19 protein-coding genes are annotated in these 25,976 nt (G+C 58.6%); 9 read left to right on the top strand and 10 right to left on the bottom strand.

Annotated elements, in window-relative coordinates:
* Positions 1-29 precede the first annotated feature (29 nt).
* From tsaB to meaB, 3 genes are all read right to left on the bottom strand, one after another.
* Positions 30-698, bottom strand: coding sequence for a tRNA (adenosine(37)-N6)-threonylcarbamoyltransferase complex dimerization subunit type 1 TsaB (tsaB, locus tag VGM18_17245; protein HEY3974754.1), 669 nt, complete (start codon positions 696-698; stop codon positions 30-32).
* A 62-nt stretch (positions 699-760) separates the two neighbouring features.
* A complete protein-coding gene (gene mce, locus VGM18_17240; GenBank protein ID HEY3974753.1) occupies positions 761-1,156 on the bottom strand; it encodes a methylmalonyl-CoA epimerase in 396 nt (131 codons plus the stop codon).
* 129 nt (positions 1,157-1,285) lie between these two features.
* Positions 1,286-2,251, bottom strand: a complete 966-nt coding sequence (gene meaB, locus VGM18_17235) for a methylmalonyl Co-A mutase-associated GTPase MeaB (GenBank protein ID HEY3974752.1) — start codon at positions 2,249-2,251, stop codon at positions 1,286-1,288.
* A 225-nt stretch (positions 2,252-2,476) separates the two neighbouring features.
* On the opposite strand from meaB, the gene VGM18_17230 reads away from it, so the two are divergent.
* On the top strand, positions 2,477-2,773 hold the full coding sequence (locus VGM18_17230) for a hypothetical protein (GenBank protein HEY3974751.1): 297 nt from the start codon (positions 2,477-2,479) through the stop codon (positions 2,771-2,773).
* Positions 2,774-2,968: 195 nt separating this feature from the next.
* On the opposite strand, the gene VGM18_17225 is transcribed toward VGM18_17230, so the two are convergent.
* Positions 2,969-4,111: an acyl-CoA dehydrogenase family protein gene (locus VGM18_17225; GenBank protein ID HEY3974750.1), complete on the bottom strand. Its 1,143-nt coding sequence runs from the start codon at positions 4,109-4,111 to the stop codon at positions 2,969-2,971.
* Between the two features lie 178 nt (positions 4,112-4,289).
* Positions 4,290-5,480 (bottom strand): radical SAM family heme chaperone HemW, encoded by a 1,191-nt coding sequence (gene hemW, locus VGM18_17220; GenBank protein ID HEY3974749.1) that lies wholly within the window; start codon positions 5,478-5,480, stop codon positions 4,290-4,292.
* A gap of 152 nt (positions 5,481-5,632) precedes the next feature.
* Here hemW and VGM18_17215 point away from each other — a divergent pair, with 152 nt between their 5' ends.
* The 4 genes from VGM18_17215 (at position 5,633) to VGM18_17200 (ending at position 12,574) form a co-directional block, all read left to right on the top strand.
* Positions 5,633-7,687 carry an ABC transporter ATP-binding protein gene (locus VGM18_17215; protein ID HEY3974748.1) on the top strand — a complete coding sequence of 685 codons (2,055 nt, stop codon included), beginning with the start codon at positions 5,633-5,635 and terminating at the stop codon, positions 7,685-7,687.
* A 179-nt stretch (positions 7,688-7,866) separates the two neighbouring features.
* Positions 7,867-8,982, top strand: coding sequence for a choice-of-anchor tandem repeat GloVer-containing protein (locus tag VGM18_17210; GenBank protein ID HEY3974747.1), 1,116 nt, complete (start codon positions 7,867-7,869; stop codon positions 8,980-8,982).
* A gap of 25 nt (positions 8,983-9,007) precedes the next feature.
* Positions 9,008-10,285 (top strand): lipid-A-disaccharide synthase, encoded by a 1,278-nt coding sequence (gene lpxB / locus VGM18_17205; protein HEY3974746.1) that lies wholly within the window; start codon positions 9,008-9,010, stop codon positions 10,283-10,285.
* A 234-nt stretch (positions 10,286-10,519) separates the two neighbouring features.
* Entirely contained in the window at positions 10,520-12,574 is a 2,055-nt protein-coding gene (locus VGM18_17200) for a M1 family aminopeptidase (protein HEY3974745.1), read from the top strand.
* 261 nt (positions 12,575-12,835) lie between these two features.
* Here VGM18_17200 and VGM18_17195 read toward each other — a convergent pair whose 3' ends face one another.
* Positions 12,836-14,203: a choice-of-anchor tandem repeat GloVer-containing protein gene (locus tag VGM18_17195; GenBank protein HEY3974744.1), complete on the bottom strand. Its 1,368-nt coding sequence runs from the start codon at positions 14,201-14,203 to the stop codon at positions 12,836-12,838.
* 829 nt (positions 14,204-15,032) lie between these two features.
* Here VGM18_17195 and VGM18_17190 point away from each other — a divergent pair.
* From VGM18_17190 to VGM18_17180, 3 genes are all read left to right on the top strand, one after another.
* Positions 15,033-16,280 (top strand): ABC transporter permease, encoded by a 1,248-nt coding sequence (locus VGM18_17190; protein ID HEY3974743.1) that lies wholly within the window; start codon positions 15,033-15,035, stop codon positions 16,278-16,280.
* A 138-nt stretch (positions 16,281-16,418) separates the two neighbouring features.
* Positions 16,419-17,657 carry an ABC transporter permease gene (locus VGM18_17185; protein ID HEY3974742.1) on the top strand — a complete coding sequence of 413 codons (1,239 nt, stop codon included), beginning with the start codon at positions 16,419-16,421 and terminating at the stop codon, positions 17,655-17,657.
* Positions 17,658-17,814: 157 nt separating this feature from the next.
* Positions 17,815-18,117, top strand: coding sequence for a hypothetical protein (locus VGM18_17180; GenBank protein HEY3974741.1), 303 nt, complete (start codon positions 17,815-17,817; stop codon positions 18,115-18,117).
* Between the two features lie 62 nt (positions 18,118-18,179).
* Here the strand turns inward: VGM18_17180 and VGM18_17175 are convergent, their stop codons facing one another.
* The 4 genes from VGM18_17175 to rimP all read right to left on the bottom strand — a co-directional run bounded on the left by VGM18_17175 (position 18,180) and on the right by rimP (position 23,740).
* A complete protein-coding gene (locus tag VGM18_17175; protein ID HEY3974740.1) occupies positions 18,180-18,470 on the bottom strand; it encodes a DUF503 domain-containing protein in 291 nt (96 codons plus the stop codon).
* 85 nt (positions 18,471-18,555) lie between these two features.
* Positions 18,556-21,486 carry a translation initiation factor IF-2 gene (gene infB / locus VGM18_17170; GenBank protein ID HEY3974739.1) on the bottom strand — a complete coding sequence of 977 codons (2,931 nt, stop codon included), beginning with the start codon at positions 21,484-21,486 and terminating at the stop codon, positions 18,556-18,558.
* A 105-nt stretch (positions 21,487-21,591) separates the two neighbouring features.
* On the bottom strand, positions 21,592-23,100 hold the full coding sequence (gene nusA, locus VGM18_17165; GenBank protein ID HEY3974738.1) for a transcription termination factor NusA: 1,509 nt from the start codon (positions 23,098-23,100) through the stop codon (positions 21,592-21,594).
* 121 nt (positions 23,101-23,221) lie between these two features.
* Positions 23,222-23,740: a ribosome maturation factor RimP gene (gene rimP / locus VGM18_17160; protein ID HEY3974737.1), complete on the bottom strand. Its 519-nt coding sequence runs from the start codon at positions 23,738-23,740 to the stop codon at positions 23,222-23,224.
* A gap of 703 nt (positions 23,741-24,443) precedes the next feature.
* On the opposite strand from rimP, the gene guaB reads away from it, so the two are divergent.
* Positions 24,444-25,949: an IMP dehydrogenase gene (gene guaB, locus VGM18_17155; GenBank protein HEY3974736.1), complete on the top strand. Its 1,506-nt coding sequence runs from the start codon at positions 24,444-24,446 to the stop codon at positions 25,947-25,949.
* Positions 25,950-25,976 lie beyond the last annotated feature (27 nt).

Raw genomic sequence — 25,976 nt, 5'->3', positions numbered from 1 at the left:
TGTTTTAGCTAAAAGCTAAGAGCTGGAAGCTAGGAACTGACCTTCACATACATATCCGCATCCGAGCGCCGCATGTAGTTCGCTTCCAGGCGCTCCGGCGAAACCGTCTTGCCAGCCTGTATCTGCTCCCACCCGAGGCGAGCGATCGTCGCCGCACTCGGCTGCTCGACGGCGGCCACGGTCAAAGCCGTGTCCCGCGCCATTTCGGCTAACGTCAAATCTGGAGTTGCAACGGTTGAGTCTCGCGCCTGCGATAGGAACTCCGCCTTCGACAGAAGCTCCTCGCGCAGAACCTGCATCGATTCGCCCGCAATCGAGTAAGCCCCGAAGAAAACTTCGCCGCGTCCTCCATCCAGAACGGCTACAACTTTGCCCTGGAGACGACTAGCCTTAGCCACCAACTCTAACAGCGATACCGCCGCGATCGGCTTCCGCAGAATCTCCGCCAACGCCTTGATCGCCGCCAGACCGACGCGCAGCCCGGTAAACGATCCCGGCCCGGACACTACAACAAAGCCGTCAATATCGCTCTTGCTGAATTGATGCTTCTGAAGCAGAGCCGCAATCTGCGGCACCAGTTGTGCCGAAAACATCCCGCCCGCCAGTGCCGCAACCTCGATCACTTTGACATCCTGACGATCGCTCTCGCCCGCTCGCGCCAGGGCCACGGTCCCACCCCGTCCGGAAGTATCAGTCACAAGAAGCAGCATTTTTTATTTCAGATTTATCCGTGAGAATCCGTGAAAACCCGTGGCCAGTTTTACCCCTGCACAAGTTCCAGCAACACCCCACCGGTGCTCGCAGGATGCACAAACACGTACCGATGCCCGCCCGCTCCGGTCTTGATTTCTTCCGAGACTAAACGAATTCCATCTTTTTTCAGCCGCCCTACCGCCGCCGCTAAATCCGGCACCTTGAGACACACATGATGCAAACCTTCGCCCCGCTTGGCGATGAACTTCGCGATCGTAGAATCTTGCGACGTCGCCTCCAGCAACTCCAGTCGGCTCTCGCCCACCGGAACCATCACCAGTCGCACCTGCTCCTGCTCCACCGTTTCTTCCGGCGAAACGGCGAGGCCGAGCTTTTCATAAATCGCCTTGGCTGCCGCCAACGACTTCACCGCAATACCTAGATGATCGATACTAAAATCCACTTGGCCCCTCAGATCAGTTTCACATCAGATCAGTTCACAATCGATAACAAACCATTGTCATCCCGGAGCGCAGCATTGCGATTGGCGTCATCAATCGCAATGCGTAGTCGAGGGACCTGCTTGCTCTCGCTACTTCCCCGCCCTCGCCGCAATCTGCTCTACCAGCGTATAGGGGTCCCGTTTATGTTCAGCAACTTCCGACGCCAGTGTGGCCAGGTTCCCCTCGCCCAACTGCGCCCGCGCCTTTTCCAGCATCACGTCGCGCAGCATCTCGACTAAACGCTCCTGCCAATTCTCCACACGCTTTTTCAGATCGAGATTTTCTTTTCGGAGATAAGCCTCATATCCGGCGATTGCCGCCGCCAGGTCTTCAACTCCAGTGCCGTCGCTGGCCACCGTCTTCACGATCGGCGGCGTCCAGCCATCGTGGCGGAGCGCCAGGGACTGCAAAGCGCGGATCTCGCGTTCCACGCGCTCGGCGCCTTCGCGATCGCTCTTATTGATCACGAAAATATCGGCGATCTCCATAATTCCGGCCTTGATCGTCTGCACATCGTCGCCCATGCCGGGAACCAGTATGACGACCGTAATGTCGGCCAGCCGCACAATGTCAATCTCATCCTGCCCTACGCCTACAGTCTCCACCAGAATCACATCGCGCCCGGCGGCATCGAGCACAGCCGTAACGTCGGCCGTTGTGCGCGCTAACCCGCCGAGCGATCCCCGGGTCGCCATGCTGCGAATGTAGATTCCCTCGTCGGCAAAATGCTCCTGCATGCGGATGCGGTCGCCGAGAATCGCTCCCCCGGTATACGGACTCGTCGGATCCACGGCGACAATTCCCACCGTACGATTCTGTTTGCGATAGAGCCGTGCCAAATGATCGACCAGCGTGCTCTTCCCCGCCCCCGGGGCCCCCGTCAGCCCGATCACGCGCCCCCGCCCCGTATGCGGAAACAACGACTTCAGTAGCTCGGACCACCCTGGCACGCGATTCTCAACCGTGGAGATAGCCCGCGCCAGTGCGCGAACATTGCCGGAGCGCAGTGCGTTGATCTGTGACCGAATGTCCTGGTTCAGTGCCTTCGTATCCAAGCAAACAGTGTAAAGCAGGAGCACAGCGTGCGGAACCACAGGCCTTCGACGTAGGGCCGCCTTGCCATCTAGTACCTGACCACACTGCAAGCCGGGCATGACCAGCGTGCGCTCGTCCCACAGACCAGTGGTGTCGCACAAAATGGGCAAGTACTATCGGCTGCCGACGGAATTGTCGCAAGGCGTTCCCTTAGGGATGGCTCCCCGTGACTGCGAAGAAGATGAATGAAAACGAGAATCGCACCGACAGGCGCGGCGATTCGAATGATCCAGCAGCCCGCCTCAAAATCCAAGTCAATCGGCGATAGCCAAAAGGCTACCGACAACAGCATCAGCAAGAACAAGCCGATCCACTTAAACGAACGCCGCGTCTTCCGGTTGACGTGCGGATCGCGGCCGCATCCGCTGCATCGCCAATGCTTCCAAAAGCCGACGGGCAAAATCGGAATTCCAAAAATGTGCCCCACATCGAAAGTTCGGATCGCGACCGATTGGCACGGCGCGTGGCAGGAAAGGCAATAGTCGTTGCGGTACGCAACCCGCCTCGGCCAGAAATGGTAAGCGCCGTGAACGATCAGCATGGCGATTCGCCAGGAACGCGCTGGCGTATCTTAGCTCACTTCATCGACGGGCGGTTAGGATTTTAGGAACGATTCGCGCACCAGGTTTGGCAAGAGCTAAGAGCCAACAGCCAAGAGCTAACAGCTATGAGCCGGTTTACTCCTTCAACAACTGCCGCGCGATCACCAGTCGCTGAATTTCGCTCGTGCCCTCGCCAATCGTGCATAGCTTCACATCGCGATAAAACTTCTCCGCGGGATAATCCTTAATGAACCCATACCCGCCGTGAATCTGCACCCCTTCGTTCGCGCATTTCACGGCGACTTCACTCGCGTAAAGCTTCGCCATGGACGACTCCTGCGTGGACTTCATCCCCGCATCTTTCATAGAGGCCGCGCGCATGGTGAGCAGCATAGCTGCATCGATCTCGGTGGCCATGTCGGCCAGTTTCCACTGGATCGCCTGAAAATCGCTGATCGCTTTGCCGAACTGTTTGCGCTGCTTCGAATACTTCAGCGCCGCTTCATAGGCGCCTTCCGCCATGCCCAGCGACAACGCGGCAATCGAGATGCGCCCGCCGTCGAGCACGCGCATGGCGTCGGGAAATCCCTGCCCTTCGCCTCCCAGCAAATTCTCCGCTGGAATCACGCAGTCTTCAAAGATCAACTCCGCCGTATCGCTGGCCCGCAGTCCCAGCTTGTTTTCTTTCTTCCCGGGACGAAATCCTTTCGTGTCCTTGTCGACAACGAATGCGGAAATTCCATGCGTGTGCGCGGCGCGATCGGTCACCGCTAGCACCACGACGGCGTCGGCATAATGTCCGTTCGTGCAGAATGTCTTGGTGCCGTTCAGTACCCAGTTATTTCCCTTGCGAACTGCGGTCATGCGCGCGCTGCCCGCGTCCGACCCTGAAGAGGGCTCGGTCAATCCCCAGGCGCCGATAAATTCTCCCGTCGCCAGCTTGCTCACATACTTCTTTTTCTGCGCCTCGTTCCCAGCAAGAAAAATATGGTTCGAGCACAGCGACGTATGCGCCGCCACGATGATGCCTACAGAACCGTCGACCCGGGAAAGTTCCTCGATCGCGGTGACGTATTCCACATAACCCATCCCCGCCCCGCCGTAGTCGGACGGAAAAATCATTCCAAGATAGCCAAGCTTACCCAGTTCCTTGATCGTAGCGAGCGGGAACTCGCCGGCTTCGTCCCACTCCATGACGTGCGGCTTGATCTCGCGCTCGGCAAACTCACGAACACTCTTTTTCAGTTGCAATTGTTCATCGTTCAGTTGGAAATCCAAAGTCCCTCCCGCGCACAAACGCCCAAATTGTGATTAGAACATAGCGCTCCCCCGCGAAAGAAGTTACCCTCGGATGAGAATGAGGAAATACGGCGAAGCCGCGTGAATACTAACGATTCCACTGGTTTTGCTTTGCCAGCCAACCGACCGGATGGTTTCTCTGAAAACCGGCCTTACCTCAAATAATTGAACCGGCCGAGGTCGCCAGGAAAACCTGAAAGACCTCATTCGAAAGTAAGCGACCTCGTGCAGTGAGCCGAATGCAATCGCCGTGTCGTTCCATGAGTCCGTCGTCAACCAGTCCTGCGACAACGGGACGCAAGTTGTCGAGGGCACGCTGGCCGAAATTCGCAGCCACTCCTCGCAGGTCGACCCCTCGGTTCAGGCGCAATCCAAGAAAGAAGCGCTCTTCCAGCGCGTTTGCGGGAGACACCACGCTTCTCTGCGAGGAAGCTCCAGCAACATATTTTTCAAGGACATCCGTGGTGGAGAACCGTACCGCGTCTTCTTCCGTCCTCGCGGATAGCAACATGGAATGCGCGTCCACGCCAAAGCCCAGATAAGGCCGACGCGTCCAATATTTTAGGTTGTGTTGCGATTGAAAACCGTCGCGCGCAAAATTTGAAATTTCATACTGCGCAATGCCTGCCGATTCGAGCCCATCGCACGCTGCGAGATAGAAATCCGCCGTTGCTTCTTCATCCGGCACGAGATGCGCGTGATAGTGCGTGCCGCCCGCCATCACTTCGCGGCCCAGGCGCGAGTCTTCGTCCACTTCGAGCATGTAGACGCTTACATGCGGCGCGCCGGTCGCGATCGTCTGCGCCAGCGATTCCCGCCAGCTTTCCGCCGTCTGATGCGGAAGCCCGGCGATTAGATCGACATTGATGTTCGCGATATGCGCGGCGCGCAGGCGGGCAACATCGTCCAGGACAATGGCGCGCTTGTGAAGTCGCCCCACCGCTGCGGCTTCCACGTCAATAAAGGATTGCACGCCCAGGCTGACGCGGTTTACACCGCAACGCAGCAGTCCCTCGATCATATCGGGCACGAGCGTCCCCGGGGCACACTCGACCGTAATTTCAGCATCCGACCGCACTGAGAATTGCTCCCGCAACGCAACGAAGATTCGCTGCAACTGTGCAGCCGCGAGGAGCGTCGGCGTTCCACCACCGAGATAGATCGAGTCCACTTCGCGCTCGAACCGTCCGCCCATCTCCTCTGCATTCCGCGCAGCATTCACGATGTCAGAGCACACGCGGTCTACGTAGCCCTCAAATAGCACCCGCGAAAACACGTCGGAGGCAAAGTTGCAATAACTGCATTTCGTCTTGCAAAACGGCACCGAAATATAGATTCCCAGGCCCAATCCGGATTATCCTCGAAATGATTATCCCACCAGCGAACGTTTTCCATCCTCACGCCTACCTCGACCATCTATGTTGGGGTACCCTATTTAGGAGAGAGAGTTAAGAAAACGCGGCCGGCAGAGTCCATCCTCTGCGAGCTTCGTCCGAACTCATGGCCCAGGAAGAAGAAGTATTAGGCAAAGCGTATGACAGTCGCCTGATGCGGCGACTGCTCACCTATCTGCGTCCCTACCGCTGGCAGGTCGTGATTGCCCTTGTCTCCATCATCGTCAAATCGTTCTGCGACGTTTTGGGGCCATACCTCGTGAAGGTCGCTGTCGATCGGTATCTAGCCCCGGTCAAGGGCAGCGCCTCCGGCCTGTGGAGTTGGCTGAGCCCGCGTCCGCTGACCGGCGTCGCGCAAATCTCCTCCATTTATTTTGGAATCCTCGGCCTGACCTTCGTCTTCGAGTTCCTGCAAACTTACTTCATGCAGTGGACCGGACAGAAAGTCATGTTCGACCTGCGCAGCCAGATTTTCCGCCACTTGCAGCGCATGCACGTCGCTTTTTACGACAAGAATCCCGTCGGCCGCCTGGTCACCCGCGTCACCACCGACGTGGACGCATTGAATGAAATGTTCACCTCAGGTGTGGTTTCAATCTTCGAAGACATCTTCGTGCTTCTGGGAATTCTGGCCGTTATGCTGTGCATGAACTGGAAGCTGGCGCTGATCACCTTCGCCGTACTTCCATTCATTGTGATCGCGACCAAACTTTTCCGCGACAAGGTGCGCGATTCCTACCGCCGCATTCGCACCGCTATTGCCCGCATCAATTCCTATTTGCAGGAACACGTCAGCGGCATGGTCGTGCTCCAACTGTTTAACCGCGAACGCAAAGCCTACGACCGCTTCTCGGAGATCAACCGCGTCCACATGGATGCCTACAAAGACGCCATTCTGGCCTATTCTCTCTACTACCCCGCCGTCGATTTCTTTTCCGCGATCGCGATCGCCTGCGTCATCTGGTTCGGCGGCCAGGATGTAATGCGCGGATTGGTTTCCAGCAGTGTCTCTATCGAGTTCAACCCGCACTCGCTGCTCGCGTTTCACCTGGTCGCGACCGTCGCCTCCCTCGGCGTGGTCATCGCGTTCACTCAGTACGCGCAGCGCTTCTTCCGCCCCATCATGGACTTCAGCGAGAAATACAACATTCTCCAGTCCGCGATGGCCGCCAGCGAACGGATCTTCAAGCTGCTCGATACACCGGCAGATATCGTCTCCCCCACTGCAACTAAAAAGCCGCAAGGCCCCGGCCGCATCGAATTCGACCATGTCTGGTTCGCCTACCGCGACGTGCCGGAAGAAACCACGCCATCTAGGCCCGGCAAGCCCCACGTGGGGACGGACGCATTCGTCCGTCCGGCCGAGCAAGGCTCGGCGGCGCATTCAGCCGGCAACGGCCCCACCCCCGACTGGGTGCTCCGCGACGTCTCCTTTACCATCGAGCCCGGAGAAACCATCGCCGTAGTCGGCCACACCGGCGCAGGAAAAACCACACTCATCTCCCTGCTCCTCCGTTTCTACGACGTGCAGCAAGGCGCCATCCGGATCGACGGCGTCGATGTAAAAGAAATGGACCTCGCCGACCTGCGCTCCCGTTTCGGCGTCGTGCTGCAAGATCCATTTCTGTTCAGCGGAACGATCGGCGGCAACATCCGCCTCGGCACCGGGCGCATTCAGGACTCGCATGTCGCCAAGGCAGCCGAAGATGTGAATCTGGGCGACTTCGTTCGCGCCCTGCCCAAAGGTTTCGACGAGGAAGTCCGCGAACGCGGCTCAACTCTTTCGACCGGACAGAAACAACTCATCTCCTTCGCCCGCGCCCTGGCCCACGAGCCGAAAATTCTCATCCTCGACGAAGCCACCTCGAGCGTGGATACCGAAACCGAATTCAAAGTCCGCGACGCCCTCAGCCGCATGGTCGAAGGCCGAACTTCGCTGATCATCGCCCACCGCCTCTCGACCGTGCAGCGCGCCGACAAAATCATCGTCATGCACAAAGGCCAGGTGCGCGAAATGGGCACCCACCAGGAACTACTAGCCCACCGCGGCATCTACTTCAAGCTCTATCAGCTCCAGTACAAGGATCAGGAGTTGAATGTGGCGCGTGCGTCCGCTAACGAGTTCCGCGAGCCCGAAGTCACCGCCACAGGGGACGACTGAAGCCGCGTGCACTGTCCTCAGTGTTCCTCTGTGTCCTCTATGGTTAAGATGTTAATCGACTCTGCTTGACAGCACGTCCGGCAAATGCCAAACTTTCCTCGTTCAGTTCACACGCCTCCCCTCCGAACTGAACACTCCGCTGGGCCCGCGCATTCAAAACTCCGTCTACAAGGATTGCTATGTCGCATCGAATTTCAGCCGTCGCCCACTCTTCACTTCTGTTGTGCCTTGCGATTGCGATTGCCTTGCCCATGCAAGCTCAGAACTACAAATTCAGCACCCTTTACACCTTCCCAGGAACAACGCTGAATCACCCGACATCTCTCATCATCGACGACGCTGGCAATCTCTACGGCAGCTCCTATTACGGTGGCGCAAACAATCAGGGGATGGTTTTCAAAGTGACGCCCGCCGGCAAAGGTACCGTGCTCTACAATTTTCCGTCGGACTCGTCATTCGGCCCCATCAATCCCAACGACGTTGTCCGCGATGGCAAGGGAAACATCTTCGGCGGCACGCCCTATGTGCGCGGAGAATATGACAATCCCGGAGCCGTCTTTGAACTCACCGCCGGAACTTATGCCTTCTCCACGGTCTACACGAACTACAACGGTGGGCCGCAGGATCTGGCGCTCGACTCCGCGGGGAACCTCTACGGCATCATGTGCTACTACGGCAACTACAACTGTTCCTATCCCAGTCTGTTCGCCATTCCCGCCGGGGGCCAGTGGACCGATCTGTGGGATTTTTCTGGAGACTTCGCATTCAATCCCAGCAATTTGATCGTGGACAATGGCCGCATTTACGGCGCGAACGGCGGCGATACCCAACAGGGCGACGCCGGATACGTTTTCGATTTTTCGCCCCAGGCTGGCCTCAAGATCCTCCACCAATTCGATGTGAACGACGGCTCTTATCCCAATGGTCTTGCTCAAGATGCCGCCGGCAATCTCTACGGAACCACGTACCAGGGCGGCGCCAAGGGCGCTGGAACGATTTTCAAGATCAGCCCCAGCACCGGGTTTTCCACTCTCTACACCTTCTGTGCCGCCACCAAATGCACCGGTGGAAGCAATCCCACCGGCTCGTTGCTTGTGGACTCGAAGGGAAATATTTTCGGCACGACTGCATCCGGCGTATTTGAACTCCCCGCGGGCGGCGTTGAGGGCCTGATCTACAACGCCGGTCAACCCCTTCTTAGCCCAGTCCTTGCGATGGATACAGCGGGCAATCTCTACGGCATCACCGCCAATGGTTCGCGGGAATCGATGTTCAAGCTGACGCCGGTGAAGTAAGAGAAGTGTCCGATACAATGCTCCCTTGCTCATTCTGATTTCAGCGGGCGAAGCCTCGGGAGAAATGTACGGCGCGAAGCTGATCGAGGCGCTGCGCCGCGCCCATCGCACGAATCATGTGGGGACAGCCGACCCCGGCTGTCCGGCAGAGCGAAGCTCTGCGGGCTCTCAGCCGGCAGAGGCTGCGGACCTTCGGTCCGCTGGACAGCCGAGGGCGGCTGTCCCCACAGAAGCATCTAGCCTGGCAGAAACAAATCAGCTGGAATTCTTCGGCGTAGGCGGAGATCGCATGCGCGCTGCCGGGTGCGATACCGTCGTCGACGCCAAAGACCTCGCCGTCGTCGGCATCACCGAAATCCTCAGCCATCTGCCGAAAATATTGACCCGCTACAAACGCCTGATCGCCGAGGCCGACCGCCGCAAGCCTAGCCTCGCCATCGTCATCGACTCGCCGGCCTTCAACTGGCGCGTCGCCCGCCAGATGAAGCGGCGGGGCATTCGCACAGTCTACTACGTCGCGCCGCAGTTCTGGGCGTGGCGGCAGGGCCGCGTACGCCTGCTGCGCGACTACATCGATAAGGCGCTCGTTATCTTCCCCTTCGAAGAAAAGTTTTACCGCGACCGCGGTGTCGACGCGACCTTCGTCGGCCATCCTTTGGCAGAACTTCCGCACCCGGCCATTGAGCGCATCGACTATGCAGCCCAATTTCATCTCGATCCCGCGAAGCCCTGGATCACGCTCATGCCCGGCAGCCGTGTCAAAGAGGTCCGCATGAACCTGCCGACCATTCTGGAATCGGCGTCTCAACTCGGCGCAGCCTACGAATTTCTCCTCCCAGTCGCCCCCACGCTCGACCGCAGCTTCCTCGCCAGTCGAATCGGCACACAAACAATCACTCTCGTCCCCGAATCCCTGCCCGCGCTGTGGCATTCCCGCGCTGGAATCGTGGCCAGCGGCACCGCCACAGTCGAAGCCGCCATGATGAACACTCCGTTCGTCATGGTTTACCGCGTCTCGCCGCTCACCTATCTGCTGGGCAAGCCCCGGGTAAAAGTCCCCAGATTCGCCATGGTCAATCTGATCGCCGGCGAGGAAGTCGTCCCAGAATTGGTGCAGCATGATTTCACAGCAGAAAATGTAGTCGCGAAGCTCAACGAAATCCTCCCGGACGGTCCCCCTCGAGACCGCATGCTCGAAGGTCTAGCCAGAGTAAAAGCGCTCCTGCGCCCTCCGGGCGCTCCCGGCGGCGCGCAGCACCCAGCCGATAAGGCTGCCGAGATCATTCTCGGCATGGCCTCTTGAGCCGCGTTCCCCCATGGGCTAAAGCTCACATCACTTGCCGTTTGACGGCCCGGCCGAAAGCCGGGCCCTTCCCGACCGGATTCATGGGAAGCTCGAGCATCGCATTCATGGGAAGCCTTAAGCTAAGAGCTAAGAGCCAAGAGCCAAAAGCTGCTTCCCTTGCCCTCCCAGCATCTTTTGCGTGAGAATCTTCATCATAGGAAATGGGTTATCATTTCCCGGAGACTCTCCTGAATGTGGATCCACCCGCGGCGCGCCATAGGCGCCCTCACCAGTTCCCTGACCCTTTCGCTGCTGGTCCTGCTTGCGCTCCCATCGCGAGCCGCTGAAAAAGCCCGCCTGCGCGTCGACGACTATCAGATCGATGCCGAACTCGACCCGCACCTCCATCAGATCAAGGCCACCGCCAAAGTCAAGTTCACGGCCATGCAGGATCTGAGCGTCGCCATTTTCGAACTGCATAACGACCTGCGCGTCACCAAAGTAGTCGACGAAAAAAACCAGCCCCTATCCGCCGAGCGCGTCACTCAGGACTCCACCGTGCGCGTTCCGCTGCCCGCAGGCCTCTCCAAAGACGCGTCTACCACCCTTACCTTCGAATACGAGGGCCAACTCGAATCCCCCGACAACAGCCCCGTACCCGGCCTGAAGCTGGCCTACATCGGCGACGACACCAGCTACCTGTTCTATGCCGGACGCTGGTTCCCGGTCAGCGGCTACGGCCTGAACCGCTTCACCTCGACGATTAGTGTGACTCTGCCCGCGCACATGCTCGTCATCGGCAGCGGCAAAGTGACGACCGAGGAACATCCGGCCTCGAACAAGCCCGGCGCCAGCGTCCTGCCCACCAAGACTTACACCTTCGTCTCCGACAAGCCCAGCTTCCCCGGCACCATCGTCGCCGGAGTTTTTCAGGAGTACAAGAGCGACGAAGCCGGTCTCGACCTGCACGTCTACTTCAAACCCACGCATCAGAGCCTGGCTCCGGCGTATACAACCACTGCGGTTCAGGAGTTCACCTACTTCATCACCCTCTACGGCTTGCCTCAGTCGCAGAGGCTGAGCGTAGTTGAGTTACCCGGAGATACAGTTCCCTACGCCTGGGCGCCGGAGATCGCCGGCCTGGCTGGACCCTCGATCACCGAGAAAACCAACTATCGCCTGCTCGCCGATGCCATCGCTCATCAGTGGTGGGGCGTTTCGGTGACTCCCGCATCCAAGGACGACTGGTGGCTGACCGACGGCTTCTCCCGCTATTCCGAAGCCATGTATGTGGAGAATGCCGCCGGCTCCGCGGGTCTCGAAGAAGCCGTTAAGGATATGTCGGTCGGAGCTCTGGCCTATGACACCGTTCCGCTTTCGAGCGCCAGCAAGCTCGATATTTTCTCGACCGAATTTCAGTCGCTCGCCACCGACAAGGGCGCAATGATTCTGCACATGCTGCGCTGGGTGCTGGGCGAGGACAAATACAACAAGACCATGCGCGAATTCGCCGCCGAGTTCGCCGGGAAATCCGCCAGCATGGACGACTTCAAAACCATCGCCGAGAAAAATTACGGCGACCAGCTCACCTGGTTCTTCTCGCAGTGGCTCGATTCGACCGGCGCGCCCGAGTTCAAAGTGAAGTACACCACATATCGCCTCGGCGGCGCAGCCGCCCAAAACCCCAAGGATGAAAAGGCTCCCGGATTCCGCGTGACCGGCGAAATTTCACAGGATCTCGATCTGTTCCGCATGCCCGTTGACCTGCGCATCGACACCGACGGCAAAACCGAAAACAAGCGCATCGAAGTCGTCGGCACGACGTCACCATTTTCCATCGAGACCTTCGGCCGTCCGCGCCGCATCTCGGTCGATCCCGACCATCACGTCCTGACGAACTCGACCGATGTGAAGCTGCGCGCCTCCATCCTGCGCGGCCAAGCCATGCAGCAGCAGGGAGACCTATCGGGCGCACTCGTCGAATTCAACAAAGCTCTCGACCTCAACAAAAACAGCTCGCTCGCGCATTACCGCATCGCCGAAGTCTTCTTCTTCCAGCGCAACTATCAATCCTCCGCCAACGCCTATCGCGCCGCCATTGATGGCGACGGCGAGCCGCGCTGGACCGAAGTCTGGAGCCACATTCAACTCGGCAAGATTTTCGATATCACCGGCCAGCGCGAACGCGCCGTCGGCCAATATCGCCAGGCCACACAAACCAACGACAATACTTTCGGCGCTCTCGAAGAAGCCCGCAAATACCTACAGAAGGCTTATGAGCGACCCAAAGAAAGACCCTCGCAGTAAGGGGAGACTAGTGACTGATGGGTTGAAAATGCTGGAGGTTGCAACACAGAAGACACTCAGCAATTAACGACCCTGCCCACAGCGTCACTGTGAACAGGCTCTAACCAAACGAACCCAAGGCGGTGTTCAAATGGCTTCACAAACTCTAACCGAAGTCCGCAGCGGTTTTCCAACCGGACATTCCAGCAAGAATGCGCACCTTACAGAGCTGTCCCTCCACATTGCGGAACGCCAACGCAGGGGCGCCGCGGCGTTGACACGCTACGGTGTGATTTCGAACACGACGCCACAGCGACTGGGGCAAGCCGTGCTGCTGCCTCCATACAGAGTTGTGCCAAAGATGTTGCCAGCCGAGTCAAAGATCACGCCGGAATTCGGCAACTCCCCGCCGGTTCCACCCGAAAACGCATGGACGCCGCTTTCCGTCCAGCCCCCGCTGGAGTTGGGTGAAAGCTTGAACACAACTCCGTTCCCACGGCCACCAAAAGGAGCAGTGCCGTACAGGTTGCCTGCCGTATCGAAAGTAAGATTGGAAGCAGGCGATCCTCCGCCTTCGCCTGCGGCGCCGCTGGAAGTGGGCTGGAAGGTGTGGATCACAGTTTGTTTCCATCCGCCGGACGAGTTCGATAGCTTGAACACAACTCCACACCCTGGCACATTCCAAGTACATCCGATAGACGTGCCTCCTGCTCTTGTAACGCCATAGAGGTTGCCGCTGTTATCAAGGACTAAGCTGCCAGTGGGCAGGTTGCCGTCGCTACCGCCGCTGAAGCTGTACAGCACGGTCTCGGTAAATGCGCCCGACGAATTGGGCGAGAGTTGAATCACCGAGCCGCAACCATAGCCTCCGCTGCAGATCTGGTTTGAGGAAGTGCCACCGCTAGTCGTCGTGGTGTAGAGGTTACCGGTGGCGTCGAAGACGATCCCGTTAGGACCGCACCCGTCCGGATGGCCGATGAACGTGTAGAGGACAGTCTCGGTCCATCCTCTGGCGCCGTGAGACAACTCGTATACGACACCGCATCCACTACCACCGTTCTCGAAATTTCCGCCTAGGAGGGTCGTGCCGTAGAGGTTACCCGCGGAATCCATGATCAGGTTGCCAGTGGGTAAGGTTCCGTTCGCATTGGAATCCGAAAACTGAAGTATCACCGAATAGGTCCAGCCTCCGGATGTGGTTGGTGACAGTTTGAACACGACCCCGCATCCAGATTCAGATTGGCAGCCCACTCCGCCTATAAAAGTGGTGCCATACAAATTGCCAGCGCTGTCGAAGACCAGACCAGATTGCGGAGACGCACCATCAGGGCCGGCGAAAGCGTGTAGAACTTTCCGCGTCCATCCGCCCGTCGAGGTCTTCGACAACTGAAACACGGTGCCCCCACAAGTTGTCTCTGCACTGCTGCAGTTCCGGGGGCCGCCAGTGGAGGTTGTGCCGTACAAGTTTCCGGCGGCGTCTGCTACGAGGTCACCGTACGGGTTCGAACCGTCCGTCGTGCCATCGAAGCTGTGAATGACGCGGTAGGTAACGGCCTGAGCGCCGGTGGCCAGTCCGGCCGCAATCACGGCAAGGGTGAGCATCGCAAAGAGACTGCGATAGAGATTCGCGCCAAGTTTCTCAATTCTCATTTGAATATTCTCTCAGGACAAAGTGTTTCGTAGAAATGGCTATGAGCCCGCGAGTGACGGCGAAGATACCTCCGACTCGTGCGAGCCAAACCCGGAAGCACAGAGTCTGCCGCGCTGGGAACAAGCTGTCAAGATGAAGGGATTTGCATGTCTTAGCACTATGATTTTGTCACCCCTTAACAGCAAAGTTTAAAATGTCACCCCATGAGGGAAAAGACATTCGCGTTGAGACAGAAGGAACTGCAACGAGTAAGCGTAATTTCAGCGTGCCTTAAAAGCGACATGACGTGGACGACCCAGCCCGCGCCGCCTGCCCGACCGGCGCGTCCTCAGGCGTCAATTCGGAGTATCCGAGACCCAAAGTGCTTTGGTGGCCTTCTGCGCTCAAAGGAAATCTTGACGCGAAGGGAATTCGCCACCAGCGTTTCGATCTCTACACGATTGAACGGCCCGGTAACTCAGTTCAGAACTTTATCTTGCTCTTCGCCGTTGATTGGTCGAAGAGCCGAGCGTTCTTTTACAGCAGATACAAGTAGTTCGACCAGCGCAGGTCAACTGGCGATAAATCGCCATTACGCTCATCGACGATGAGAGCGCTCATTCAATGCCACAGCATCAGCTAACCTTTTTCTCTTTCCCCATGTCTAACTCCTCAGATGCCAGCCGGGAACTTTCCCGAGCCCGGCTGCGTATTTACTGATCAGATGGTTGGGCGGGATTGAGACCCCTCGCCTGAACGTTACCCGGGTGTCCCCACGCCCCTCCCCGGAGGCGTGGGGGCATGATTCAATTCACGTGGCGACGGACCGCCGGTCCTCGGAACTTGATTATGCGCCTGCTCTTCGACATCATTCGCCAGTCTCTGTCCACGCTCTGGGCGCACAAGCTGCGTTCGTTTCTGACGATGTTCGGCATCGCCTGGGGCGTGGGGTCGTTGCTGCTGCTGGTCGGACTGGGAGAAGGTTTCCGCAGTGGCCAGGAAAAGCAACTCGCCACCCTCGGGCAGAACATTATGTTCATGTTTCCCGGACGCATTCCCGCCGTCGAGGGCAGCACGCAGTCCGGCAAGACCTATTACTTCACTTACAAAGATTATCTGGCCGTCCGCAGTGAAGCTCAGTTCGTCGGCGCATTGTCTCCAGTTCTGAATCGCGAGGACATTCGCGCCGTCAGCGATTACGGATCCACCAATGGCCAGGTCTTCGGCGTCGCCTCCGATTACAACCAGATTCGCAACGTCCCAGTCGAACCCGGCCGCTGGTTCAATAACCAGGACAACGCCGACCGCCGCCGCGTCGCCGTCGTCGGCTGGGAACTGCTGAAAAATATGTTTCCCGGGCGTCCCGCCGTCGGTTCGACGATTCTGCTCAACGGCATTAACTTCGACGTCGTCGGCGTAGTCGCGAAAGTCGGACGCGACGGCAATAACGGAACCAACTCGCGTATCTTCATCCCCATAGAAACCATGCGCGATCTTTTTCCGCTCACCAAAGCAAACTCCGAAGATGCGATTTCATTCCTGAATTATCAGCCGATCAGCAAAGATCTGCACGCCGAAGCGAAAGAAGAAATTCACCGCATCCTCGCCCGCCGCCACGGCTTCAGTCCCAAACTGCAAGACGCCTTCGAAGACTGGGACACGATCGAAAATATGAAGCGCGTGGGAAAAATTTTCGATGCCATGGACTGGTTCCTCGGCGTAGTCGGGGTCGTCACCCTGGGCCTGGGAGCGATCGGCATCATCAACATCATGCTGGTCTCGGTAACCGAGCGCACCAAAGAGATTGGCCTGCGAAAAGCCCTCGGCGCAACCTACCGCGCGATCCTGACGCAGTTCTTCATCGAGGGAGCTTTTCTCACCGCCTTCAGCGGCGCCATCGGCCTGGCCATCGCTACGGGTTTCGTAACGTTGCTGGCCATGCTCCCGTCGCCGGAAGGCTTCGACACGCCAAGAATTATTCCGGCGTCGGCCCTGGCCGCGATCGGATCGCTGGCGGTAGCAGGAATCGCCGCAGGCCTGTATCCCGCAAGAAAAGCAGCCCTGCTGCCACCAGTAGAAGCATTAAGACAAGAATAATCGCGTAGCGACGGACGCATTCGTCCGTCCCGCAAAAGCCTGCCCTGTGCGAAGTCGAAGGGGCGAAGCCGAGCGGAACCGAGACGAGTAAGTAAAGGGTAGAGAAGCTAGAAGCTAGTAGCTAGGAGCTGTTTTCCCATGATCCTCGATCTCGCCACCCAGGCCTACAACGCGCTCCGCTACAACCGCCGCCGCAGCGTCCTGACCATGCTAGGCATGGCGTGGGGCATAGCCACCGTTGTGCTTCTCCTGGCCTACGGAACAGGCTTCGAGCGCGGACTCTGGTCCGCCTTCCGCTCCTTCGGCACCAATCTCGTCTTCATTTTTCCCGGCCGCACCGAACTCCAGGCCGGCGGCACCAAAGCCGGCACGCAAGTCCGTCTCACCATCAACGACCTCGACTCCATCCGCGCCGAAGTCCCCTTGTTGAAGCGCGTCTCTCCCGAAGCCTTCAAGAATTGCGCGGTCGCCTACGGTACTCGCAGCGCGAACTACGGCGTTAGCGGCGTTTACGCCGCCTACGGCCGCATGCGCAAAATGGATGTCGCCGAAGGCACTTTCTTCAGCGAGGCCGACGACTTCACTCACACCCGCGTCGCCGTCATCGGCTCCGATGCCAAGAAGAAATTATTTTCCGGCCAGAACGCGCTCGGCGAAAACATCCGGCTCGACGGCATCTCCTATCAGATCGTCGGAATTCTCAAGCATCAAGTTCAGAACGGGGACGACAACATCAACGAACACGTCTACGTCCCCTACAGCGCCATGAGCGATCTGACCAACACCTATTACTTAAGCTCGGTCGTCATGGAGTACGAAGGCGATCACGCCAAAATCGTCAAAGCCGTGCGCGAATCGATGGCCTTCCATCACAGCTTCGATCCCAAGGATCAACGGGCGATCTTCGTCTTCGACGTCTTCGCCGACCTGATGGATTTGCAGGTGATCTCGACGGGCATAAAAATTCTTCTCGGCTTCATCGGCCTGCTCACGCTGGGTATTGGCGGCGTCGGCCTGATGAATATCATGCTGGTCTCAGTCACGCAGCGCACCCGCGAAATCGGCGTCGAGAAAGCCCTGGGCGCGCACCGCTGGCACATCCTGTTTCAGTTTCTCGCCGAAGCCCTCGTAATCACCGCGCTGGGCGGCCTGTTAGGCGTGATCTTCGCCTACCTGGTCTCATGGTCCGTAGGATCGCTTACCCTCTGGAGCGCCTTCGAAGAAAACGCCAGCGAAGGCGACATTCATCTCTACATCGACTTCGCCACGCTGCTCTGGTCGACGGCAATTCTAAGCTTCGTCGGAATCATCAGCGGCATGCTCCCCGCGATTAAAGCGGCAACGCTGAATCCAATCGAAGCGTTACGCTACGAATAATTTCTGAGTGTGTCATCCTGAGCGAAGTTGCCGATGCGCGAAGCGAAATCGGCAACGCAGTCGAAGGACCCTTTCACCTCAACGCCGACCGCGGCTCGAAGAGGAGTTCCTGAGGCAGACCCGACGCGACACCTTACGCCCGCGCTACAATCCCCATGTGCCCGAACTCTCGTCGACTCGCCTCGACCGCGTCCTCGCCCAACTCCGCCTCTACGAACATCCCCTGCTGAATTTTTCCGCCCGCGCGAAGGGTGAAGGCGTCGAAGTCATCATCAGCTTCAAAGACGAATCCATTCCCGTTCACATTTACTACTTCGACCTCCATCCCCGCGATCTCGACGACCCGCAATTCGAATGGAGCTTCCAGCGCCAGCTTTTCGACGCCCTGCACGACTACTTCGTCGAAATGTTCATCCGCACGCCGCAAGACCGCGCCGACCGCCAACAGAAAGGCCTGTAAGATTGTCGCGGGTGCAGCCACCCCGGCTTTCTAAAGCCGACGCCGCCTCAACCTAAGCATTTCTAGAAATATTCGACGAATGAATCGGCGATCTCGGCACCGTGGTTGTTGGCGATGCGGGCGGCGGCGCGCTCCACGTTTTTCATCAGGCCGTCGAGATAGTCGCGAGAATTCGAAATCGCCACCAAGCCGATGGTGGCGCGGTTCCAGAGTTCGGCGGCGTCGAGTTCGGCGACGGAGACGTTGAAGCTGGTGCGCAGCCGGTCTTTCAAGCTGCGCACCACTTGGCGTCGGTCTTTGACCGACTGCGCAGCTTCGATGTGGAGTTCGAGGGTGAGCAAAGCGATAGGCATGGAGTCGTCAGTCGTCGGTCGTTGGCAAAACCACCGATTGGCGACTCGAGGCAAACGACCAACGACTATCGACCAACGACGCTTTCTACGCCATTGCTTCTGCCGCGATCCGTTCCGTGGAGAATGCTTCAAGCACGTCGCGGGCTTTGATGTCGCCGTAGTTCGCGATCGAGATGCCGCATTCCATGCCGTTGGTGACTTCTTTGGCGTCGTCCTTGAAGCGGCGCAGCGAACCGATTTTTCCCTTGAAGACGACGACGTTGTCGCGCAGCAGGCGGACCTCGGAGTCACGCTTGATCTGGCCATCGGTTACGCGACAGCCCGCGACGGTTCCGACTTTCGGGATGCGGAAGACTTCCAGCACTTCGGCACGGCCCTGATAAGTCTCTTTGATCGTCGGCTCGAGCAGGCCGGTCATGGCGCGCTTGATCTCGTCCTGCAATTCGTAAATGATCGAGTGCAGGCGGATGTCGACTTCTTCCTGCTCGGCGAGTTCCTGCGCCTTGCGCTCGGGGCGCACGTTGAAGCCGATGATGATGGCGTTCGACGCCGAGGCCAGCAGCACGTCGGTTTCGGTGATTGCTCCCACGCCCGAACGCAGCAGGCGCAGGCGAACTTTTTCGTTCGAGAGCCGCGAAAGCAGGTCGCTGAGCACTTCGACCGAACCCTGTACATCGCCCTTTAGGATGATGTTGAGTTCCTTGGTACCGGCGGTCTTGATCTGTTCGGCCAGGCCCTCGAGCGATACGCGAGAACTCTTGGCCAGCGCGGCTTCACGGGCTTTCTGTTCGCGGTATTCCGAAATGCCGCGAGCTTTATCGCGATCCGCGACGACGACAAATTGATCGCCGGCTTGCGGCAAACCTTCCATGCCGAGAATCTCTACCGGCGTGGAGGGCGGGGCCGAAGCTAATGAGTTTCCGCGATCGTCGAACATGGCACGGATTTTTCCGTAAACATTGCCCACGACAAAATTGTCGCCGGCAACGAGCGTGCCGTTCTGCACCAGCAATGTCGCGACGGGTCCCCGGCCGCGATCGAGTTTCGCTTCGAGGACGACGCCTGTTGCGGCGCGTTCCGGAGTTGCCTTCAGCTCCGCCAGATCTGCAACCAGGCAGATCATTTCCATCAGCAGGTTGAGGTTAGTTTTCTTCTTGGCCGAAACGTCGACGAACACCGTCTTGCCGCCCCACTCTTCCGGCACCAGTCCACGATCGGCGAGTTGCTTCTTCACGCGGTCGGGCAAGGCATCGGGCTTATCGATTTTATTAACCGCGACGATGATGGGAACTTCAGCGGCATGAGCGTGGTCGATGGCTTCCACCGTCTGCGGCATCACGCCGTCATCGGCGGCAACGACAAGCACAACAATGTCGGTAGCTTTCGCGCCGCGCGAACGCATCCGGGTAAATGCTTCGTGACCCGGCGTATCGAGGAACACAATCTCGCGGCCATACGCCGGAGATTCTTTGTCGGTGATCCGAACTTTGTAGGCGCCGATGTGCTGGGTGATGCCTCCCGCTTCGCCTTCGGCAACGGCAGTCTCGCGAATCGAGTCGAGCAGCGTCGTTTTGCCGTGGTCCACGTGGCCCATGATGGTAACCACTGGCGGGCGCGGCGTGATTTCAACGGCGGACTCTTCCCCGCTGCCAGCAGCTGCATCGATATCTTTCGAAGCCTGCTCTTCGAACGTGATCACGTTAGTCTCGGCTCCGAAAAAGCGAGCCATCTCGCTGGCCAGTTCGGCATCGAGCGTCTGGTTGATGGTCGCGAAAACTCCGCGGCCGAGCAGACGCGAGATCAAATCTTTCGCGCGCACGTCGAGCTTCTCCGCGAGATCCTTCACGCTGATGCCTTCGGTGATGGTGATGTTGCGCGTGATCGGCATCGGCTCATTCGACACCACCATCCGCGGCGGTGGCGTGTAGCCCTTCATCGGGCCTTCTTTTACGCCACGCGGAACATAACGCTGGCCGGGCCGACGCGCCGGAGCACCGGGGCGCGCGCCGGGACGAGCTGGCCCTGGCGGTGGAAGTCCCGGACCGACACCGAGAGGACGTGGGCCTGCCGGCGTCGAGCGCGTGGGGTGCATCGGGCGGCGCTCACCGGGACGCAAGGGACGCGGCGGACCTCCGCCCGGCACCTGTGGACGCGGACGCTGAAAAATCGGCTGACCGGGCACCGGACGTCCCGGCGCGGGACGCATGGTCCCTGCGGCCGCGCTTCCCTGCATGCTCGGCGAGTTGTTCTGGGCACTACTTGGAACGACGGGCACGGGCCGGGGTGGCGGAGCCTTGTACACCGGACGCGGTCCAGTCTGCGGAACAATCATGCGCGGCGCCGGAGGCTGCGGCGGGCCCGCGGGCGCGACCTGAGCCGGCGGCGTTGCCATCGGAGCGGCTGCCACTGGAGCTGGTGGCACGACGGATGCTGCAACCGTGGGCGCGATTGGTGGCGCCACTACCCGAGGCTGAGGAGGCGTCACCAGGCGCGGTGCAACGACTGGAGGGGCGATTGCCGGCGCGGCTGGAGTCGCAACAGGAACTGGTTTTTCCGCCGCGGGTGCAACCGCCTCAGGCCGCGCAGCGGGCACCGGCACGGGAGCCTTTGCGGCCAGAGTTGAGGGCGCCGCGGGAGGCGGAGCCGGCGCGGCGAATGGCGGCACAGCCACCGGTCGAGCCGCCACCGGTGGAACCGACGGTCGGGGGGGCGGCGTCACAGCTTCGCGTTGCTGCGTAATGGCTTTCAGCACATCGCCCGGTCGGGAGATGTTCGACAGGTCGATCTTGGTCTTGATTTCTTCTTCGCCGCGCAGCGGGCGCGCGGATTTGGCAGACGACGTCTGCGCCTCGGACGAGCCGCGGAGATGGATCCGCACTTTTTCCGCCTCATGCTCCTCGAGTGAACTGGAATGGGTCTTCTTCTCCGTCACCCCGACGATCGGCAGCGTGTCGAGAATGGCTTTGCTTTTAACTTCCAGCTCCCTGGCGAGATCGTTGATTCGAACCTTACTCATCCGGCCTTTCTTGAACTCCGCGTTGTGTTAGGTCTTCATTGCAGCCCTCACGGAGTCAACATTCTGCACTCGCACGCGATTGAAGATTTGCACGCGAGTCATCGCCTATTCAGTTGTTTCCGAGCCCGCGTTCGGCTCGTGCTCTTCGTTGTTCTTCCTTGACGCAGTGGTTCCTTCTGCTGTGCCTTCGGTCTCTGCTGTGCCTTCGGTTTTCGCTGTCGTTTCAGGAACCGCGGTCTGCTCGCCTTCTACCGGAACTTCAGAGGGCTCCGCCGCGACAACATCCTCGGCGGCTGCTTCACCCTCCGCGGCAACTCCTGCTTCGGCCACGCCGGCCTCGAGACTTGCAAAATAATTATTCACCGCGAGACTGATTCTTTCCACCGTCTTCGGTCCGATGCCCTCAATGGCTTCGAGTTGCTCCGGCGTCATATCGGCGAGCGCTTCGACCGTAGTCACGCCTGCGGCGCTCAGCTTCTCGACCAACCCTTCGCCCAATCCGGTCACGTTCTCGAGCGGGGTAGTCGCTTGCGGCGCCATCGCGGCCATCTGGAGCTCGACCTCCTGGCGCTTCTCTTCTTCGCTCTTGATGTCGATCTTCCATCCGAGCAACTTTGCCGCGAGGCGGACATTCTGTCCTTTTTTGCCAATCGCCAGAGACAGCTGGCTATCGTCGACCACTACTTCAAGATGCTTGTCGCCGCTGTCGACGATCGTCACCCGGCTCACCTTCGCGGGTTGCAGCGCCTTCTCAGCGAAAGTGACAGCATCTTCGTGATACTCGATGATGTCAATCTTCTCCCCGCGCAGTTCGCGGATGATCGACTGCACGCGCATGCCCTTCATTCCAACGCACGCGCCCACGGCATCCACATCCTTGTCCTTAGACATGACCGCGATCTTGGTGCGCTCGCCGGCTTCGCGCGCGATGGCCCGGATCACAACGGTGCCGTCGTAAATTTCCGGAACTTCGGTCTGAAACAGGTGCTGCACCAACTCCGGCGCGGCGCGCGAAACCACAACCCCTGGTCCTTTCGAAGCCCTCTCGACGCGGGCGATTACCACCCGTACGCGCTCGCTGATGGCAAACGATTCCAGCCGCGATTGTTCTTTGCGCGGCATGCGGGCTTCGGCCTTGCCGATGTCGAAAATTACATCCGGCCCTTCGACGCGCTTCACAGTCGCGTTCACGATTTCGCCGACGCGCCCGATGTATTCGTTATAAACGGTGTCGCGCTCGGCTTCGCGCACCTTCTGGAAAATCACTTGCTTCGCGAGTTGCGCCGCGATGCGTCCTAAAATTCCTTCCGTAACCTTGGGAATCAGCAGTTCGCCACCGATCTCTAACGCCGGATCGACCTTGCGCGCGTCTTCCACCGTGATCTGGAGATTCGGATCTTCGACCTGTTCCGGAGTTTCCACCACAGCCTTGACCGCGAAAGCATTGATCTTACCGGTGTCCTTGTCGAGCTTGGCCCGCAGGTTTTCCTGCGACTTGTAGTACTTGCGCGTGGCCATAACAATGGCGTCTTCCACCGCGCTGACTACAATTTGCGGATCAATTCCTTTTTCCCGGCTGAGTGCGTCGATCGTGTTGTAGAGCTCGCTTGCCATAAAGAAAAAACCGAATTTGGTAATTTCGTAATTTTGTAATCGAAAACCAAAAGCATACGCACTGGCCCGTGGCCCGATTCTCAATTGCCAAATTACTCAAATACCAAATTACTCAATCCTTCTAGATCTCCGGAACCAGATTCGCCTTCTCCACATTGGCGAAATCGATTTCAATTTTCTCGCCCGCCGCCGCACCCATCTTCTTGCGCGACTTGTGACTGGCCACGCTCAAATCCAGCGTCAAGCGTCCGTCCGAAAAACTTTCCAGCCGTCCTTCAAAGTGCCGGTTATTGTCGACCGGTTGCCGCGTGGTCAACTTTACGCGGCTGCCAGTGAAGCGCGTAAAATCGGCGGCCTTGATCAACTTCCGATCCAACCCCGGCGACGAAACTTCCAGGGTGTACGAGCCCGGCATCACATCTTCGACATCGAGAATCGTGCCAAACTCGCGGCTGAAATTCGCGCAGTCTTCATGCGTGACCCCGGCCAGTGGATCGGTGCCAGCCGAGGCCTTATCCAAAAACACCCGCAACATGCGCGCCTTGCCTCCTCCCAGGATCTCGATTTCCACCACTTCGAGCCCGCTGGAGAGAGCTACGCGGTCCGCGATTTCCCGCACACGATCAACGTCAAGCGCCATGTAGCCAATAACTTACTGACATATCTTACTGACAATGACGGCACCAACCCGAAGGGCTCCAACTAAAAAGTGGGCTTGCGCCCACTGGTGTGCTTCGCCAAATGCCGGTAGTACACAACAGTTCTCAGTTACCTAATATACGCGGGTGCGGGGGAAAAGGCAAAAGCGGACGGGGGCGGGCGGCCCATTTCTAAAGTTCGCGGGTGGCCCACTCAAGCCCTCCTTTGGCTTGAGTGGGGGGAGTCGATCCCCTATCTTTCCGTGCGCCCCTTACCCTCCATCATCACTCTTCTCAATATCCGGTTAATTCGCGTCTGGTAGCCCGGGCCTTTGGATTTGAACCAGTCCACCACTTCGGCGTCCACGCGCAACGAGATCCTCCGCTTCCGTGGACGGTTCCAGCGCGACTCTGCGTCCGTCTCCTCATCCGCCAAGGAAACCAGGTCATCCTCAACCGATGCATGCAGCCAGGGGATTATCGTTGGCTTGGGCCGCGCCCTCCGTCGCTTTGCTTTCTTAGGTTTAGCTGTCATGACGTTATTGTATGCCCCCTGTCGTCGTGACGATATGTTCCCGCGGGAACATAGTACACACTCCGCTCCGAGGAAAAGCCGGCTCCTGTTGCTGCGTCGATTTGCCTCAATTCCTCGCCGTCTCTAGAATGAATGCTTACCGCACGGCTGGGGAGCTCCCCGAGAAATTTATGATTCATTTTCCCGTTCCTGAGGCTCTTACTTTCGATGACGTCCTTCTGTTGCCCGCGCGCTCCGATGTCATTCCTGCGCAGGCCAGCACGCAGACGCAACTCACGCGCAACATCAGCCTGAACATTCCTGTCGTAAGTGCCGCCATGGATACCGTCACCGAATCGCACATGGCGATCGCGCTGGCGCAGCAGGGCGGCCTCGGGATTATTCACCGCAACTTGACCATCGAGCAGCAGGCCAACGAAGTCGACAAAGTAAAGCGCTCGGAAAGCGGAATGATCGTCGATCCGGTTACTATGTCGCCGACCGACCGGGTCAGCGACGCGCTTGAAGTCATGCGCAAGTACAAAATTTCCGGCGTGCCCATCACCGAGCACGGCAAACTGGTCGGCATTCTTACCAACCGCGATCTGCGCTTTGAAACCCGTTTCGATATTCCCATCGACAATGTCATGACCAAGAAAAACCTGATCACCGTCCCGGTGGGAACGACGCTCGAAGATGCGGAGAAAATTCTGCATCAGCACCGCGTGGAAAAACTTCTCGTCGTGGATGACCGCTATAACCTGAAGGGGTTGATCACGGTCAAGGACATTCAGAAAAAACTGAAGTATCCCAACGCGGCAAAAGATTCCCAGGGCCGCCTGCGCGTGGGCGCGGCGATTGGCGCTACTGGAGATTTTCTCGAACGCGCGCAGGAACTGGCTGAAGCTAAAGTTGACGTGCTGGCCATCGACAGCGCGCACGGGCACTCCACAAAAGTTCTCGATGCGGTGAAGCTCATCAAATCGAAATTGCCTCAACTGGAATTGCTGGCGGGCAATGTGGCCACGTTCGACGGAGCCTGTGAACTGACTCGCGCCGGCGCCGACGGCATCAAGGTTGGCATTGGGCCGGGATCGATTTGCACCACCCGTGTCGTGACGGGCGCAGGCGTGCCGCAGATTACGGCTATCGCCGAAGCCTATCGCGCGACCAAGGATTCCGGCGTTCCCATCATCGCCGACGGCGGCATTAAATATTCCGGCGACGTGACCAAGGCCTTGGCCGCGGGCGCGAGCGCTGTGATGATCGGATCGCTGTTCGCCGGCACTGACGAGAGTCCCGGCGAGTTGATACTTTATCAAGGCCGCTCGTTCAAGTCGTATCGCGGCATGGGTTCAATCGGAGCTATGGCGCAAGGATCGAGTGAGCGCTATTTCCAGAGCACGGAGGGCGATTCTTCGGCATCGATCTCGGCTTCTGACGGCGATTCCAATCGCCTCGCGAAACTTGTCCCCGAAGGCATTGAAGGGCGCGTTCCCTACCGCGGTTCCGTCGCGATGATCGTCCATCAAATGGTCGGCGGCTTGAAATCGGGCATGGGCTATTGCGGCTGTGCCACGATTCCTGAACTTCTACAGAAGACACGCTTCGTGCGCATCAGCGGCGCCGGCCTGCGCGAAAGCCATGTGCACGATGTGATGATCACTCGCGAGGCGCCCAACTATGCCATCGAATAGAAAAACGTCGAAGCTGCATGGTCGTGT

This window comes from Candidatus Sulfotelmatobacter sp., assembly GCA_036500765.1.
Taxonomy (GTDB): domain Bacteria; phylum Acidobacteriota; class Terriglobia; order Terriglobales; family Acidobacteriaceae; genus Sulfotelmatobacter.
The sequence above is the reverse complement of the archived record's forward strand: the minus strand, read 5'-3'. Positions and strand labels throughout refer to the sequence as shown.

Coding starts and splice junctions, on each gene's coding strand:
- infB (HEY3974739.1), bottom strand. CDS start 21,486: ATGAGTAAGGTTCGAATCAACGATCTCGCCAGGGAGCTGGAAGTTAAA.
- VGM18_17175 (HEY3974740.1), bottom strand. CDS start 18,470: ATGCCTATCGCTTTGCTCACCCTCGAACTCCACATCGAAGCTGCGCAG.
- rimP (HEY3974737.1), bottom strand. CDS start 23,740: ATGGCGCTTGACGTTGATCGTGTGCGGGAAATCGCGGACCGCGTAGCT.
- nusA (HEY3974738.1), bottom strand. CDS start 23,100: ATGGCAAGCGAGCTCTACAACACGATCGACGCACTCAGCCGGGAAAAA.
- VGM18_17215 (HEY3974748.1), top strand. CDS start 5,633: ATGGCCCAGGAAGAAGAAGTATTAGGCAAAGCGTATGACAGTCGCCTG.
- VGM18_17185 (HEY3974742.1), top strand. CDS start 16,419: ATGATCCTCGATCTCGCCACCCAGGCCTACAACGCGCTCCGCTACAAC.
- VGM18_17190 (HEY3974743.1), top strand. CDS start 15,033: ATGCGCCTGCTCTTCGACATCATTCGCCAGTCTCTGTCCACGCTCTGG.
- guaB (HEY3974736.1), top strand. CDS start 24,444: ATGATTCATTTTCCCGTTCCTGAGGCTCTTACTTTCGATGACGTCCTT.
- VGM18_17210 (HEY3974747.1), top strand. CDS start 7,867: ATGTCGCATCGAATTTCAGCCGTCGCCCACTCTTCACTTCTGTTGTGC.
- VGM18_17200 (HEY3974745.1), top strand. CDS start 10,520: ATGTGGATCCACCCGCGGCGCGCCATAGGCGCCCTCACCAGTTCCCTG.
- VGM18_17195 (HEY3974744.1), bottom strand. CDS start 14,203: ATGAGAATTGAGAAACTTGGCGCGAATCTCTATCGCAGTCTCTTTGCG.
- VGM18_17230 (HEY3974751.1), top strand. CDS start 2,477: ATGAAAACGAGAATCGCACCGACAGGCGCGGCGATTCGAATGATCCAG.